The following is a 13640-nucleotide window of genomic DNA, read 5'->3' on the forward strand; positions in this document are numbered from 1 at the left end:
TGCTTCTATACACCCGGCGGTTTGTGCGCCTACCTGGACTGGTTTCTTATGATGAAGAGCCATATTACATTGATATTCTTATTGACGCTCTTTGCATTTGGAGGGAAAAATCACCGAAATGTGGGCAGATGATTTGGACCTATTTGGCATTCCTTGCAACTGAAAGAAGGCATCGCAGCTTGTTCCGGACAACCTATATTGACGCTCAGCAACTATAATATTTACTTTCATAGGCGGCCATCGCCCAAACCACGGCCGAAAGCGAACAGACCATGACTCTTAAACTTCTTGCGATCTCCTTGTTTATTTATTCAGCAGCCGCGTGTCAAAACAGCGGCCTCTCCGAGAGCGACCGTAAGCAACTGGCTTTTTACCAGAGGTTGTTTGTCATGTCCGACTCTCTGAAGACCCGGCTTATCGATACGGTTTTCGACCAGGAGTTAGCGAGCCAGCTCCGGCAGTTGGACAGGAAGCATCCGGCCGGGTACTTTCAGGCCGCAGCTCAATACCTGTCAACGGGCGATCTCCGGAAAACTGCGTTCTTGTATTACATCGGCTCCCTGCGCTATGGATATTATAACGCGGCGAATCCCAGGTACCAGGCCAGTAACGATGGCGCATTGTCCGCCTCCCTGCGGTCGGTACTCGGCGAGCCGGTGGCTATTTACGTCAGGAGCAATGTTGACAATTTCCTGTTGGTGCTGCAACGAAGCTTAAGCTGGTACGCGGCCAATGACTATTACTTTTTCTCAAGAAGCCGCAACAGGGAAAAGTATGATGCCCAGGCAAAATCTCTTCGGGACGCCATCCAGGACGTGCGCGAGAACAAGGCCACTTATGAAAAGCAGTGGACGGAAGAAATAACCAACATGAGGAAAATGATCACGGAAGCGGGCACCGGATCCGACCATTAAAAATCCCGTTCAACAAAAGCCGGCCGGTTTGGGGTCCAAGCGAACGTGTGCGATCAAGTTCAATGACCCGCGCGCGACATAGGTTTCCGATCAATGACAGCCCAGCGCCCCCTCTCCTCCCTGTGCATAATGGGGGCTTACGAAGGGGATCCCGAGGTTCATCCCGCGGAGGATCAGGAGCAGTCCCATGACGCCCATCAGCACCGGTGCCGCCTTGCGGAAGCGCTGGCGGAAGGCCGGGCGGAGCGCGCCGCCCCAGAGGATGACGAGGAGCATCACCGGCACCGTGCCCGCGCCGAAGACGGCCAGGAAGAGCGCGCCCTTCAGCACCGAGCCCGTAAGGAAAGAAGTTAGCAGCGCGAGGTACACCGTGCCGCAGGGCAGCAGGCCATTGAGCAGGCCGATGCCATAGGCCGACGAATAGCTATGCCGCTGCAGCAGGCGCCCGAGCTGCGCGCGCAAAAAGAGAAAGGGCTTCGTGGCGGCGCCCAGGCCCTCGAGGCGCTTTTGCCCGCCGATGATCAGCAGCAACAGCAACGCCCCCAGCCCGATCGACAGGCCCTGTTGCCACTCGGGCCGCAGGAGCACCTCCCCCGCGAAACCCAGCACAAGCCCCAGCGTTGCATACGTAGTAATACGGCCGAAGTTGTACAGCAGTCCCGTCGTTACCCGTCCTTGCACCGAAGCCCCCGGCGCCGGCAGCGACAGGGCGAGGGGCCCGCACATGCCGAGGCAATGGAGGGAGCCGGCGAGGCCCATGAGGAACGAAGTCGATATCAGTTCTACGAAGGACATGTACGTTTTACGTTTTGGGTTTTACGTTGACGTTGTCGGTTGAAAATTTTACGTTTTACGTTTTGGGTTTTACGTTGACGTTCTCGGTTTTACGTTTTCGGTTTTACGTTGAGGCCGATGTGTGCATGCATTTCCGATGATAAGACTCTGAACATAAAACGTAAAACATCGAACTCAAAACGTGATCGTTTTCTCGTCATAGTACTTCTTCCCATCCAGCTCCCAGGAAAACTTGAGGGTATAGTTGCCCTGGAGGGCTTTGGGAAGCACGAACACATAGGCACGGCCGTTGCCATCAACTTCCTTGCGGATGTCGAGCTTTGCGTCGGAGGGACGGTATAAATACAGGTCGCCCTTCCAGGCCTTGCCTTCGAATTCGGCGGGGAGCAGCAGCTGCACGGTGCCCTGCGTGGCCACGTAGCGCGGCGCCTCCGACAGGGCCGACACGGCCTTCTGCTCGTTGATCACGTTCTGGAACCTGAGCTCCTGCTCGTAGTAGTCTTCGGTGACCAAATCGAAGTGCTGGCTGCTGGCCTTGGCCACGAGCGTCAGTATGCCCGCGACGAAGAGGATGTAAACGGCGGCGATCTTGTGGCCCCAGGAGATACGCATAGGGAAAAGTTTGTGGTTTGTAGTTTGTTGTTGGTAGTTGTTCGAGTGACGCGACTCCGACAGCATTCGATCCGTCATTGCGCGGAGCCCGATGCCGGAGGCGGCTGCAGCGTCTGCCCCAAGGGATTGCCTCGTCAGCCGGCGCTTCACGCCGTCCTCCTCGCAATGACGGCCCTGAGGGGAGCAGCACCCGTTATACCCATTTCTATATTCGTTATTCGATATTCGATATTCAATACCCCGGTCCGAAGAACGTCGTCTCCACGGTCTTGATCCGCTTCGGGCCTTCGTAGACACCGATGACGATCTTCGTTTTGCGGCGTTCGATCTGCTTGCGCTGCAGCTTCACGAAGAAGGGAGCCTGCGCGTACGACTCGCCCGGGGCCACGAGGCTGTTGCCCACCACCTGGATCTCACCGCTCATGTTCTCGAGCTTCAGCTGCATCGGCAGGTCGTGGCGGGTTTTGTTGGCGAACTTGATCGTGTAGATGTTGCTCAGCCGGCCGTCGGGGAGGGTCTGGAAGATCTGTCCCGGCGTGCGGAGCACCGTGGCGTCGACGTCGGTGCGGGTTACGAGCAGGGCCACGAGCACGCCGACCAGCACGAGCAGTAGTCCGGAGTAGGCTTTCGTGCGGGCGTTCCAGAGCTTCTTCTGGCCGCGGGCGATGTTCTCTTCGGAGTCGATGCGGATAAGGCCTTCCATCCGCTGCAGCGAGCGCATGATGGCGTCGCAGGCGTCGATGCAGGCGGTGCAGTTGACGCACTCGAGCTGCGTGCCGTTGCGGATGTCGATGCCGGTGGGACAAACGCGCACGCAGGCCGCGCAGTCGATACAGTCGCCGAGGTCTTCGGAGGCATGCGTTTTATTCACCTTGCCACGCGGCTCGCCACGCACGTAGTCGTAGGCCACCACCATGCTCTTGCGGTCGAGCAGCACGCCCTGCAGGCGGCCGTACGGGCAAACCACGAGGCAGGCCTGCTCGCGAAACCAGTAGAATACAAAGAAGAAGGTGGTGGTAAACCCGATCAGCGCGGCAAAGGTGACGGGGTGCGCGCCCACGCCCTCGCGGATCATTAGCAGCACATTGTCCATCCCTATCACATACGCCAGCGCGAAGTTGCCGATGATAAAGGAGAGGCCGTAGAAGATCGCGATCTTGACGGCGCGCTTGCGGATCTTGTATCCGTTCCAGGGCATCTCCGCGAGGCGCTTCTGCGCGGGGGCATCGCCATCAAGCCAGTACTCGATCTTGCGGAAGACCATTTCCATGAACACCGTTTGCGGGCAGGCCCATCCGCAGAACACGCGGCCGAACACCACCGTAAACAGGATCACGAACACCATGAAGGTGAGGAAGCCGACGGCGAAGATGAAGAAGTCCTGCGGCCAGAAGATCTGCCCGAAGAAGATGAACTTCCGCTCCACCACGTTGAAGAGGAAGAGCGGCTCGCCGCCCACTTTGAGCAGCGGGAGCGTGAAGAACACGACCAGGAAGATGATCGTGGCCAGCGTGCGCTTGTTGTACAGGCGGCCCTTCGGCTTTTTCGGAAAGATAAACCGGCGGTGCCCCTGCTTGTCGACGGTGGCGATCGAGTCGCGGAACGACTGGTCGGGAGCGGCGGATGATTTCTTGGGGGCTACAGTTTCCATAAGTTAAGAAGTCGGCCCGCGGCACCCTTCGGCAAGCTCAGGGTAACAGTGGGCGGTTCGTTAGAAAGACAAAGGTCAGGAACCTCGTTGCGGGAGGCCCTGACCTTTGGTCCAACAAAAACTAACATTCGTCAGGCGGCCTGCGGCCGCGAGCGAAAGAACGCAGATTGGTTATGATTGTTACGATTAACGCAGATCCAAGCAAAAACGTCATTGCGAGCGAAGCGAAGCAATCGCTTGCAGGCTGGCGCTGCTGCTGCCAGAGCCTCGGAGTGCGCCCCGAGAGATTGCTTCGTCAGCCGGCGCTCCACGCCGTCCTCCTCGCAATGACGTTTCGGGTGTGCCTACTTCACCGCCATGGGCGCGGAGGAATCTTTCTTCGGCGCGGCATTATCCACGAACAGGTCGCCCTGCGGAGCCTTGGCGTTGGCGGGCTTGCTGCCGTGGAGCGACTTCACGAAGGAGGCCAGCTCGCGGATCTGGACGGGCGAGAACATCTTCTCCCAGGACTGCATGCCCTTGTCGGGGTAGCCGTACTTGATGGTATGGAACACGTCGTTGATCGTGCCTCCGTGGAGCCAGTAGTCGTCGGTGAGGTTGGGGCCTACGCCGCCTTCACCGGCCGCGCCGTGGCACATGAAGCAGTTCTTCTGGAAGATGGCCTTCCCGGCTTCAACACCGGCGGCGTCGGCCATCGTAACGGATTTCTCATCGACCTTGTCTTTCGCGGCGAGGCGGTACGCTTCGATGTCGGCGGAGGCCTGCTTCATTTCGGCGGTATACTCCTGCTCGGGGTTGGGGCCATCACCAAACTGATAGTGCCACAGGTACACGAAGCTGAGAACGACGCTGATGTAGAAGCCCCATTTCCACCAGGGCGGCAGCGCGTTGTCGAGCTCGCGGATGCCGTCGTACTCGTGATCGAGGATGCGGTCTTCCTCCTGCTCCACGGGGATGGCGCGCGTGAGGTACTTCGCGTCGACGCGGGCCCACCAGGCCCGGAAGCTGGAGGTTGTAGCTGGCTTCGGCGCCTTTGCGGGCTTCGACTTGCCCAATCGCTCCAGCACCATCTGGTTGACGCGCCACAGGATGTGCACCACCATGATGCCAACGAGGAGGAAGAACAGGAGAAAGATATAAACCAGGATCTTGTCGGAGGAGAACCAATCGGTACCGGCCGGCTTGGCGGCGGCTGCGGCATCGGTGGCTGCGTCCTGGGCAAAGGCGGCTCCCTGCGCCGTCAGCGCCAGCAGCGACAGTGCCCCGTATCGAAAGAGAGAGTTGCGTTTCATTGTCAGTTCGGGATTTAGGAGTGATGCGAAACGTTTTCCGTGGCGTCTTCCAGCGGGAGGTTGTTGATGGCGGCGACGCTTTCGCTGCGCATGCGTTTTACAAACCAGAGCACGCCGCAGAAGAACAGGACGAAGATGACCAGCGAGATGATCGGGTAGATGTCGACGTTCGACATCGTCTCCGCGTATTGCTTGATGAATTTGAACATGGCTTATTTGTTTTGGGCTACGGTGCCGCTGCTGGCAGCCTTGGGTTCTTTGCTGATATCGGTGCCGAGGCGTTGCAGGTAGGCGATGACGGCAATGATCTCGCGGCCGGCGGGAACGTTGATGCTGTCCTTGCGCAGGTTGGCGGCGATGCCTTCGGCCTGCTTCGCGAGGTCGGCGTTGGCCTGCCGCTCGTAGCCTTCAGCATAGGGCACGCCCAGCTTGCGCATCGCCCTGATCTTCGTCGGCGTGGTCGTGATGTCGAGCGTATGGTCTACGAGGAACGAGTACGAGGGCATCACCGAGCCGGTCGAGATCGACTGCGGATCGTCGAGGTGGTTGAAGTGCCAGGTGTCGCTCTTCTTGTTGTTGCCGGAGCCTTCGCGGGCAAGGTCGGGACCGATGCGCTTGGAGCCCCACTGGAAGGGGTGGTCGTACACGAACTCACCGGCCTTCGAGTATTCGCCGTAGCGCTCGGTTTCGGAGCGGAAGGGGCGCACCATCTGCGAGTGGCATACGTAGCAGCCTTCGCGGATGTAGATATCACGGCCCTGGAGCTCGAGCGGCGTGTAGGGCTTCACCGAGGCGATGGTGGGGATGTTGCTTTTGATGAGGAAGGTCGGGATCATCTCCACGGCGCCACCAATGAGAATGGTGATGAGCGTGAACACGAGCAGCGGCGTGGGGCGGCGCTCGATCCAGCGGTGCCAGTGCTCGCCTTCGTGCTTGTGGTAGGTCTTCTCGAGCGCAGGTGCTTCGGCGGCTTCGTTGGCCAGCAGCGAACCCTGCTTCACCGTCTTAATGAGGTTGTACACCATCAGCAGCGCGCCGGAGATAAAGAGGGCGCCACCGAGACCGCGCACGGCGTAGAAGGGCCGCATGTAGGTTACGGTTTCGAGGAAGGTGTATTTGAGCTGGCCACTTGGCGTGAACTGCTTCCACATCGAGGCCTGCATGAAGCCGGCCCAGTACATCGGTACCGCCCAGAAAAGGATGCCGAGCGTGCCGAGCCAGAAGTGGGCGTTGGCGAGCTTCTTCGAGTACAGCTCGGTGCGGAAGATCCGCGGCAGCAGCCAGTACAGGACACCGAAGGTGAGCATGCCGTTCCAGCCAAGGCCGCCGACGTGCACGTGGGCTACCGTCCAATCGGTGAAGTGCGAGATGGCATTCACCGACTTCAGCGACAGCATCGGTCCTTCGAAGGTGGCCATGCCGTAAGCCGTGATCGCAACGACCATGAACTTCAGCACCACGTCTTCACGCACCTTGTCCCAGGCGCCGCGGAGCGTGAGGAGGCCATTGATCATGCCGCCCCAGCTCGGGAAGAGGAGCGTGAAGGAGAACACCACGCCAAGCGACTGTGCCCAGTTGGGCAGCGCCGAGTAGAGCAGGTGGTGCGGTCCGGCCCAGATATAGAGGAAGATGAGCGCCCAGAAGTGGATGATCGAAAGCTTGTAGGAGAACACCGGGCGGTTGGCCGCCTTCGGAAGGAAGTAGTACATGAGGCCCAGGTAGGGCGTGGTGAGGAAGAAGGCCACGGCGTTGTGCCCGTACCACCACTGCACCAGCGCGTCCTGCACACCGGCATACACCGGGTAGCTTTTGAGGATCGATACCGGTAGTTCTACGGAGTTGACGATGTGGAGCACGGCCACCGTGATGAAGGTGGCGATGTAGAACCAGATCGCTACATAGAGGTGGCGCTCGCGGCGCTTCAGGATCGTGATGAACATGTTGAGGCCGAACACAACCCAGATGACGGTGATGGCGATGTCGATGGGCCATTCGAGCTCGGCATACTCCTTACCGGTGGTATAGCCGAGGGGCAGCGTGATGGCCGCCATCACGATGATGGCCTGCCAGCCCCAGAAGTGAATTTTGGAGAGCTTGTCGCTCCACATCCGCGTCTTGAGCAGGCGCTGGAGGGAGTAGTAGTAGCCCATGAAGATGCCGTTGCCTACGAAGGCGAAGATGACGGCGTTGGTGTGCAGGGGGCGCAGGCGGCCGAAGCTGAACCAGGGCCCGAAGGTGAGGGCTTTGGGGAATACGAGCTGCAGCGCCACGAAGAGACCGGCCAGCATACCCACCACGCCCCAGAGGGCCGTGGCGTAGGCAAAATTGCGCACGATCTTGTTGTCGTAGAAAAACTGCTCCCGCTTCACCGCTTGCGACGCGGTCTCGATATGCACCGCTTGTTCCTGTCGGATCGTTTCCATTAATCGGGGTTTAGAAAGTTTAGTGAGGAAGGTCCCGGGACGGTGGCCCGGAATGAGGATTAGTTAGGTTTTGAAAGGCTTTGGGTGGTTTTGGCAGGCTCGGGGAGGTCGTCGAACAGCATACGCACCGAGGGTGTATAGTCATCATCGAACTGCCCTTTCTTCACGCTCAGCACGAAAAAAGTGAGGAAGGTGCCGGCAACGAGCACAGAGACGACGATCAGCACAATAAGCACACTCATAAGGATGTTTGAGAGGACAAAACTCGCTTTTACGATCCCGTATCCCGGTGAGGTCACTCAAAGCAAAACATGATGCTGGTCAACTTTTTCAGGGAGAGAGATAAGGGGAGGATTACATGATTACATGATTACATGAATGCAGAAATCTGCCCTCCCCTTTTCCCTCATGTACTCATGGATTCATGTACTCATTTGACCTGCCCTTTCCGGAAGATCCTCCGGGCCACGATGCTGCTTGCAAGCGTTACCAGCGTTACGATGGATATGGAAGAAGCCGGCATGAGGATGGCGGCGACCATCGGCGAGAGGAGCGCACGGACGGCGAAGGAAAGCCCCACGATATTGTAGCAGATGGAGAGGATGAAGGAAACGGTGACGACGCCTTTGCCGCGGCGGGCATAGGCCAGGAAGCGTTCCAGCAGGGCCACGCCCGAGGCATCGAGGATGGCGTCGCAGGCGGGGGTAAACTGGCCCGTGTTCCCGGTAACGGCAATGCCGGCATCGGCCTGGAGCAGCGCGCCGGCATCGTTGAGGCCGTCGCCGAGCATGAGCACGCGCGCGCCACCTTCCTGCAGCGTCCGGATGTATTCGAGCTTGCTTTGCGGTGTTTGCTGGAAACGCAGCGTTACGTCGGGGCCCAGGAGCTGGCGCAGGTGATTGCGCTCCGACTCGTTGTCGCCCGAGAGCAGGTGCACAGCGTAGCCCCTTGCGCGCAGCGCGGCCACCATGGGCCCTATGCCGGGGCGGTAGCGGTTGCGCACGGCATAGCAGCCCCGTGCAACCCCGTCGACCGACAGCCACAGCTCGGTGGAGCCGGTGCCGACGATGGCCTCCGACCCGTGTACAAAAGCAAAGGAGCCGACGCGAAGCAGCTTCCCGGCAACAACCGCCTCGATGCCTTTACCGGCGTGCTCCCTGAAATCGTGCACAGGCAGGGTACCGGCGCCGGCCCGGAGCAGCTCTTTACCCAGCAGCCGGCTGAGCGGGTGCGCGGATTCTTTTACAAGGCTGTACACGGCGTTGCGATCTTCCGCGCTCAGGGGCGCGCCGAGGAATTCGATGTCGGCTTCCTCCGTATAGGTGAGCGTTCCGGTCTTGTCGAGTACCACCGTAGTAATACGGGCCATCGATTCGATCACCGAGGCATTCTTCAGATACAGGCGCCGCATCCCGAAGTGGCGGAGCATGTTGCCGAAGGTAAAGGTGGCCGATAGCAGAAGCGAGCAGGGGCAGGCCACGATCAGCGCTGCGGTCACCGACGGGAGCACCTTCGAGGGATCTACGAATGACCAATAAACACCCGCCGTAGCGGCGACCGAAAAGAGCGAGAGCGTGAAGTAGCGGCTCCAGGGATGAATGAAGCTGCGCTCGCGGTTCTTGCGCGCCGCCCCTTCGTTGTTGTTCCAGAGCTGCGTGATGTAGCTCTGCGAAACGGTCTTCACAACTTCGAGAACCATACGTCCGCCGGTCTGGCGCGCGCCGGCATACACAAGCTCGCCGCTGCGCCGCTGCACGGGCGTATTCTCGCCCGATACAAAGCTGTAGTCGATATAGCCCTCTCCTTCGCGGAGCACTGCATCGGCCGGTACCAGCTCGTTGTGCCGCACGATGATGCGCTCGCCCGGGCGCAGGGCGCCGATGGTCGTCGCTTCCTCGTTATCGTCTGCATCCAGGCGCGTCACACCCAGCGGGAAGTAGGCCTTGTAGTCGCGGTCGAAGGAGAAGGAGTCGTAGGTCTTGTTTTGAAACCAGCGGCCGATCAGCATGAAGAACACGATGCCGCTCATGGAGTCGAAATACCCGGAGCCGCTGCCGCTCAGCACTTCGTACACGCTCCGCGAGAAGGTGATGAGAATAGAAAGCGCTATCGGTGCGTCGATGTTGAGCCAGCGCTGCCGCAGGCCTTTATAAGCCGAGATGAAAAATTCGTTCGCGCTGTAGAAGAACACCGGGAGTGCCAGCAGCAGGCTCGCCCAGGCGAAGAGGTGCTTCAGCGTTTCCTGCCCCAGCCGGCCACCGGCGAAGTAATCGGGGAAGGCCAGCATCATGATGTTGGAGAAGCAGAAGCCGGCGATGCCGATCTTGTACCAGGCCCGGCGATCGACTTTTTTCCCGCGTGCGGAGCCTTTGGAATTTTCACCGTCGCTGAGGCGTATCTCGGGCTCGTAGCCCACGAAGGCCAGTAATTCCACCAGCTGCCGCAGCGATACCTGCCCGGGATCGTAGGCCACAAACACCTCTTTGCGTCCGAAGTTGGTCTTGCTGTGCAGGATGCCGGGGCGGATGGCGTGCAGGTTTTCGAGGAGCCAGATGCAGGAGGCGCAGTGCATCGTGGGCAGGTGAAACTGTACCTGGCATTGCTTTCCGTCGGCAAAGCGCAGCAGCTTTTGTTGCACGTCGGCGTTGTCGAGGTAGGCAAAGCGGTCGGAGGCAAACTGGCCGCGCACCCTGATCCCGGGCGCTTTTTGAAGTTCGTAGTAATTGCAGAGGCCGTTCTCCTGGAGCAGCCCGTACACGAAGCGGCAGCCCTCGCAGCAGAAGGCGCGGCCATCCTGCTGCAGGCTCGTGTCGCAGGTTTCGCCACAGTGGTAGCACTGCGTGACCGCTGCGGGCTGCGTGCCGGGGCGGGGCTTTCGGGGAGGCGCTTCGGTAGTGGACATGGGATGCTGTGTAGCCGGCAAAGGTGCCCCGGGCGGCGTGCAGACGGGATGACAGGCGTCAAGAAGGGGTATGAGAAAAGTTTGACGTTTTCGGTTTTGGGTTTGGGGTTTGGAGTTTTTGGTTTTCGGTTTTCGGTTTGGGGCTGGCCATGGATCAGGGTTGCGGCTGACTGAAGTCAGCAAAGAGGCGGCCGGGATGGAGGAAATTTGAACTACTGAAAACAGCTTTAGTATGTTTCCGCTCGACCGACTGATGGACCAGGGCACCGTGCAAACCTTTGCCGCCGGTGAAACGCTGCTGCGCGAAGGCGGCTGGATCCGCCAGGTGCCGGTAGTGCTGCGCGGATCGCTGCGTGTGCTCCGCTCCGACGAGAAGGGCCGCGAGCTGCTGCTGTATTATATACGGCCCGGCGAAAGCTGCGTGCTGTCGCTGCTGGGCGGGCTGCACCGCAACACGAGCAAGGTGCAGGCAATAGCCGAAGAAGAGAGCGACGTGCTGCTGCTGCCGGTGGACCGCATCCGGGAGCTGCTGCGCAGCGATGCTGCGCTGCTCGACTATGTGCTGCACCTGTACCAGCAACGGTTCGAAGAGTTGCTCGATGTCGTGAATGCCGTAGCGTTCCGCCGTGTCGACGAGCGGCTGCTGGCCTTTCTCGAGCGAAAAAGCGGGCTTATGGGCACCGATACGATCGACATGACCCACGAGCAGATCGCCGCCGAGCTCGGCACAAGCCGCGTCATCGTGTCGCGCCTGCTGAAGCGGCTCGAGGAGGAAGGCACCGTGGCCCTCGGTCGCCATCGCCTGACACTGAAGCGGCTCCGGAAAGATTTTCCCGTTATGTAACCAAAGTTGCCGAAGGGGCGCGGACGCCGACGCAGCTTTGTGCTGTCAAAAACTTTGTTATGAAAAAGAATATGAGCGTCGCCGATCGCGTGCTGCGTGTTGTACTCGCAGGGTTGCTGGCACTGCTGTTTGTGTTGCACCTGGCAACCGGAGCGCTTGCCGTTATCCTGCTGGCCATCGGCATCCTGCTGCTTACCACGTCGGTGCTTGGTTTCTGCCCGCTCTATGCTTTGCTGGGCATCGAAACCTGTCATCGAAAAGCCTGAATCCTGTAAAATGTAACCTTATGCGGTCGAAACTAAAGTCTCTTTTCGGCCTCGGGCCCGACACCGATTTCGCCGCGCTGCTGCGTCAAACCGCGTTGCGGATCGAGGTCCGCACGGAGCCTGAGTTCCGCGGCGGCCATATCAATGGCGCGCGCAAAATCCCGCTCGACCGGCTTCATGCCGAGTGCACGCTGCTTCCGCGAACGAAGCCGATCATCGTGTACTGTGCCTCCGGCATGCGCAGCGCAACGGCCCGCAAGTTGCTCGAAGCAAAAGGCTTCACGCAGGACTACAACGGCGGCGGCTGGCAGTCGCTGCAGAACAAACTGAATTCCTGACCTCCTTCAACTTCAAACCCGTCACGATGACTACTCCCATTCATTTTTACGATGTATCGCTCGTTTGGAGCGAAGGCCGCCGCGGCACACTGCGCTCCGCAGTGCTCGACGATGAGATACTTGTAGCATACCGCCCGAATTCCCCGGCGGCGAGGCAGGCATCTGGTCGCCGGAGCACCTGCTGGTCGCCGCCGTCAACAGCTGCCTGATGACAACCTTCCTGGCCATTGCCGCCCATTCGAAGCTGCCGTTCCTGTCCTTCACATCGTCGGCACGGGGCAAGCTGGAAGTGGTCGATGGCAAATTTCTGATCAGCGAGATCACGCTCGCTCCCATACTGGCAGTGGGCGAAGAAGCGCTCCGCGAAAAGGCGCTGACGATATTGAAGAAGTCCGAGGCCGCTTGCCTGATCAGCAATTCGGTAAAGGCGACGATCGTTTTCGAGCCAAACGTTACCGTGCCGGAAGAAGTGTTTTGAGGAAGGCCGCGGACGTACAAAAGGGTCCAAACTTTAACCCTTCATCCCCAACGGCTTTTTTACCTTTGCTTCCTTAACAACTCCCGTCCATGAAACGCCTCCTCGCCGTACTGGCCCTGTTCATTTCTGTTGTATGCACCGCTCAGACCCCGGGCGAGCTACTCGCACCCAACGATTTTGCCAAGAAAGTTTTTGAAACACCCGGCGCGCTTGTCCTCGACGTGCGCACGCCGCAGGAGTTCAGCAAGGGCCACCTCGCCAACGCGCGCAACATCGACTGGAATGGCGGCGCCTTCGACAAGCAGGTGGATTCGCTGAGCAAGAACGCACCGCTGTTTGTGTACTGCCTTGGCGGCGGCCGCAGCGCTTCCGCCACAGCGCGCCTGCGGGCTCTTGGCTTCACGCAGGTATACGAGCTCGAGGGCGGCATCATGAACTGGCGCAAGGCTGGCCTCACCGAAGAAGGCGCCGGCCCGCGTGGCATGTCGCTGCAGCAATACAACGAGCTGCTCGCCGCCTCTGGCAAGCAGGTACTCGTCGACTTCTACGCCGAATGGTGCGGCCCCTGCAAGGTTATGGCGCCCTACCTGGAAGAGATCAAGACCGAGCAGGCCGGTAAGGTGCAGGTAGTCCGCATCGATGTGGACCAGAACCCCGATCTCGCCAAGGCCCTCGAGATCCGCGCCCTCCCGACGCTGATCCTCTACAAAGGCGGCAAGGTGAAGTGGTGGAACGTGGGGTATATCGGCAAGAAGGCCGTGGTAAAGCAGATCAAGTAACCTGTTGATTCGTTCAAATCATAGAAAGAAAGGCGCTCCCACGGAGCGCCTTTCTTTATGAATGGAAGATGTATAACCTAAAGATTACCAGCAACGCATTAGGAGGTTTGCTGCGCTTTGTGCTTCCTGTACATCGACAGGAGCAAAACGAACGAAACGGTAGGCAGCAGCATAAAGTTCAGCAACGAGAACAAATGATTTTTCCGGAAGAGGCTTTCGCGGAACAGGTCGGTCATCGCCAGGATCATCAGCAGCAGGCCGGCGGCCCAAACGACGGTAAATACTACCAGTCTCTTCCGGGTGATAACGAGGGGCTTCTTGGTCATCGACAGCAGGTTTAGGCGCT

Annotated in this window: 16 protein-coding genes; 7 read left to right on the forward strand and 9 right to left on the reverse strand. The window is 59.3% G+C overall.

The features are described 5' to 3' along the window. Positions 1-272: 272 nt before the first annotated feature. Entirely contained in the window at positions 273-914 is a 642-nt protein-coding gene (locus ACYU7Z_RS08955; protein ID WP_460569554.1) for a hypothetical protein, read from the forward strand. Positions 915-1004: 90 nt separating this feature from the next. Here the strand turns inward: ACYU7Z_RS08955 and ACYU7Z_RS08960 are convergent, their stop codons facing one another. From ACYU7Z_RS08960 to ACYU7Z_RS08995, 8 genes are all read right to left on the reverse strand, one after another. Continuing rightward, complete coding sequence (locus tag ACYU7Z_RS08960) at positions 1005-1709, reverse strand: sulfite exporter TauE/SafE family protein (RefSeq protein WP_460569556.1); 705 nt, start codon at positions 1707-1709, stop codon at positions 1005-1007. A gap of 174 nt (positions 1710-1883) precedes the next feature. Continuing rightward, positions 1884-2321 (reverse strand): FixH family protein, encoded by a 438-nt coding sequence (locus ACYU7Z_RS08965; RefSeq protein WP_460569558.1) that lies wholly within the window; start codon positions 2319-2321, stop codon positions 1884-1886. A 232-nt stretch (positions 2322-2553) separates the two neighbouring features. Further along, a complete protein-coding gene (gene ccoG, locus ACYU7Z_RS08970) occupies positions 2554-3972 on the reverse strand; it encodes a CcoG/RdxA/FixG family protein (protein WP_460569560.1) in 1419 nt (472 codons plus the stop codon). 344 nt (positions 3973-4316) lie between these two features. Beyond that, on the reverse strand, positions 4317-5264 hold the full coding sequence (locus ACYU7Z_RS08975; RefSeq protein WP_460569562.1) for a cytochrome c family protein: 948 nt from the start codon (positions 5262-5264) through the stop codon (positions 4317-4319). A gap of 14 nt (positions 5265-5278) precedes the next feature. Beyond that, positions 5279-5473, reverse strand: coding sequence for a CcoQ/FixQ family Cbb3-type cytochrome c oxidase assembly chaperone (locus tag ACYU7Z_RS08980; protein ID WP_460569564.1), 195 nt, complete (start codon positions 5471-5473; stop codon positions 5279-5281). A gap of 3 nt (positions 5474-5476) precedes the next feature. After that, positions 5477-7687 (reverse strand): bifunctional cbb3-type cytochrome c oxidase subunit I/II, encoded by a 2211-nt coding sequence (gene ccoN, locus ACYU7Z_RS08985; protein ID WP_460569566.1) that lies wholly within the window; start codon positions 7685-7687, stop codon positions 5477-5479. 59 nt (positions 7688-7746) lie between these two features. Next, positions 7747-7929, reverse strand: a complete 183-nt coding sequence (gene ccoS, locus ACYU7Z_RS08990; protein ID WP_460569568.1) for a cbb3-type cytochrome oxidase assembly protein — start codon at positions 7927-7929, stop codon at positions 7747-7749. Between the two features lie 188 nt (positions 7930-8117). Continuing rightward, positions 8118-10589 (reverse strand): heavy metal translocating P-type ATPase, encoded by a 2472-nt coding sequence (locus ACYU7Z_RS08995; RefSeq protein WP_460569570.1) that lies wholly within the window; start codon positions 10587-10589, stop codon positions 8118-8120. 232 nt (positions 10590-10821) lie between these two features. Here ACYU7Z_RS08995 and ACYU7Z_RS09000 point away from each other — a divergent pair, with 232 nt between their 5' ends. From ACYU7Z_RS09000 to trxA, 6 genes are all read left to right on the forward strand, one after another. After that, the gene (locus tag ACYU7Z_RS09000) at positions 10822-11433 is read left to right on the forward strand and encodes a Crp/Fnr family transcriptional regulator (protein ID WP_460569573.1); all 612 of its coding nucleotides are present in this window, start codon (positions 10822-10824) and stop codon (positions 11431-11433) included. 59 nt (positions 11434-11492) lie between these two features. Beyond that, complete coding sequence (locus tag ACYU7Z_RS09005; protein ID WP_460569575.1) at positions 11493-11699, forward strand: YgaP family membrane protein; 207 nt, start codon at positions 11493-11495, stop codon at positions 11697-11699. 20 nt (positions 11700-11719) lie between these two features. Continuing rightward, a complete protein-coding gene (locus tag ACYU7Z_RS09010; protein WP_460569577.1) occupies positions 11720-12037 on the forward strand; it encodes a rhodanese-like domain-containing protein in 318 nt (105 codons plus the stop codon). A gap of 26 nt (positions 12038-12063) precedes the next feature. After that, positions 12064-12246, forward strand: coding sequence for a hypothetical protein (locus ACYU7Z_RS09015; protein WP_460569579.1), 183 nt, complete (start codon positions 12064-12066; stop codon positions 12244-12246). Next, positions 12246-12515, forward strand: a complete 270-nt coding sequence (locus ACYU7Z_RS09020; protein WP_460569581.1) for an OsmC family protein — start codon at positions 12246-12248, stop codon at positions 12513-12515. Before ACYU7Z_RS09015 ends, ACYU7Z_RS09020 begins: the two co-directional genes overlap by 1 nt. Before the next feature lie 89 nt (positions 12516-12604). Then, positions 12605-13294 (forward strand): thioredoxin, encoded by a 690-nt coding sequence (trxA, locus tag ACYU7Z_RS09025; RefSeq protein WP_460569583.1) that lies wholly within the window; start codon positions 12605-12607, stop codon positions 13292-13294. A 98-nt stretch (positions 13295-13392) separates the two neighbouring features. Here trxA and ACYU7Z_RS09030 read toward each other — a convergent pair whose 3' ends face one another. Next, positions 13393-13620 (reverse strand): hypothetical protein, encoded by a 228-nt coding sequence (locus ACYU7Z_RS09030; RefSeq protein ID WP_460569585.1) that lies wholly within the window; start codon positions 13618-13620, stop codon positions 13393-13395. Between the last annotated feature and the right edge of the window lie 20 nt (positions 13621-13640).

The organism is Flaviaestuariibacter terrae (genome assembly GCF_054777635.1).

Bases quoted from the DNA above. Each gene is read 5' to 3' on its own strand.
- ACYU7Z_RS08955 (WP_460569554.1), top strand. From the start codon at position 273: ATGACTCTTAAACTTCTTGCGATCTCCTTGTTTATTTATTCAGCAGCC.
- ACYU7Z_RS08960 (WP_460569556.1), bottom strand. From the start codon at position 1,709: ATGTCCTTCGTAGAACTGATATCGACTTCGTTCCTCATGGGCCTCGCC.
- ACYU7Z_RS08965 (WP_460569558.1), bottom strand. From the start codon at position 2,321: ATGCGTATCTCCTGGGGCCACAAGATCGCCGCCGTTTACATCCTCTTC.
- ccoG (WP_460569560.1), bottom strand. From the start codon at position 3,972: ATGGAAACTGTAGCCCCCAAGAAATCATCCGCCGCTCCCGACCAGTCG.
- ACYU7Z_RS08975 (WP_460569562.1), bottom strand. From the start codon at position 5,264: ATGAAACGCAACTCTCTCTTTCGATACGGGGCACTGTCGCTGCTGGCG.
- ACYU7Z_RS08980 (WP_460569564.1), bottom strand. From the start codon at position 5,473: ATGTTCAAATTCATCAAGCAATACGCGGAGACGATGTCGAACGTCGAC.
- ccoN (WP_460569566.1), bottom strand. From the start codon at position 7,687: ATGGAAACGATCCGACAGGAACAAGCGGTGCATATCGAGACCGCGTCG.
- ccoS (WP_460569568.1), bottom strand. From the start codon at position 7,929: ATGAGTGTGCTTATTGTGCTGATCGTCGTCTCTGTGCTCGTTGCCGGC.
- ACYU7Z_RS08995 (WP_460569570.1), bottom strand. From the start codon at position 10,589: ATGTCCACTACCGAAGCGCCTCCCCGAAAGCCCCGCCCCGGCACGCAG.
- ACYU7Z_RS09000 (WP_460569573.1), top strand. From the start codon at position 10,822: ATGTTTCCGCTCGACCGACTGATGGACCAGGGCACCGTGCAAACCTTT.
- ACYU7Z_RS09005 (WP_460569575.1), top strand. From the start codon at position 11,493: ATGAAAAAGAATATGAGCGTCGCCGATCGCGTGCTGCGTGTTGTACTC.
- ACYU7Z_RS09010 (WP_460569577.1), top strand. From the start codon at position 11,720: ATGCGGTCGAAACTAAAGTCTCTTTTCGGCCTCGGGCCCGACACCGAT.
- ACYU7Z_RS09015 (WP_460569579.1), top strand. From the start codon at position 12,064: ATGACTACTCCCATTCATTTTTACGATGTATCGCTCGTTTGGAGCGAA.
- ACYU7Z_RS09020 (WP_460569581.1), top strand. From the start codon at position 12,246: ATGACAACCTTCCTGGCCATTGCCGCCCATTCGAAGCTGCCGTTCCTG.
- trxA (WP_460569583.1), top strand. From the start codon at position 12,605: ATGAAACGCCTCCTCGCCGTACTGGCCCTGTTCATTTCTGTTGTATGC.
- ACYU7Z_RS09030 (WP_460569585.1), bottom strand. From the start codon at position 13,620: ATGACCAAGAAGCCCCTCGTTATCACCCGGAAGAGACTGGTAGTATTT.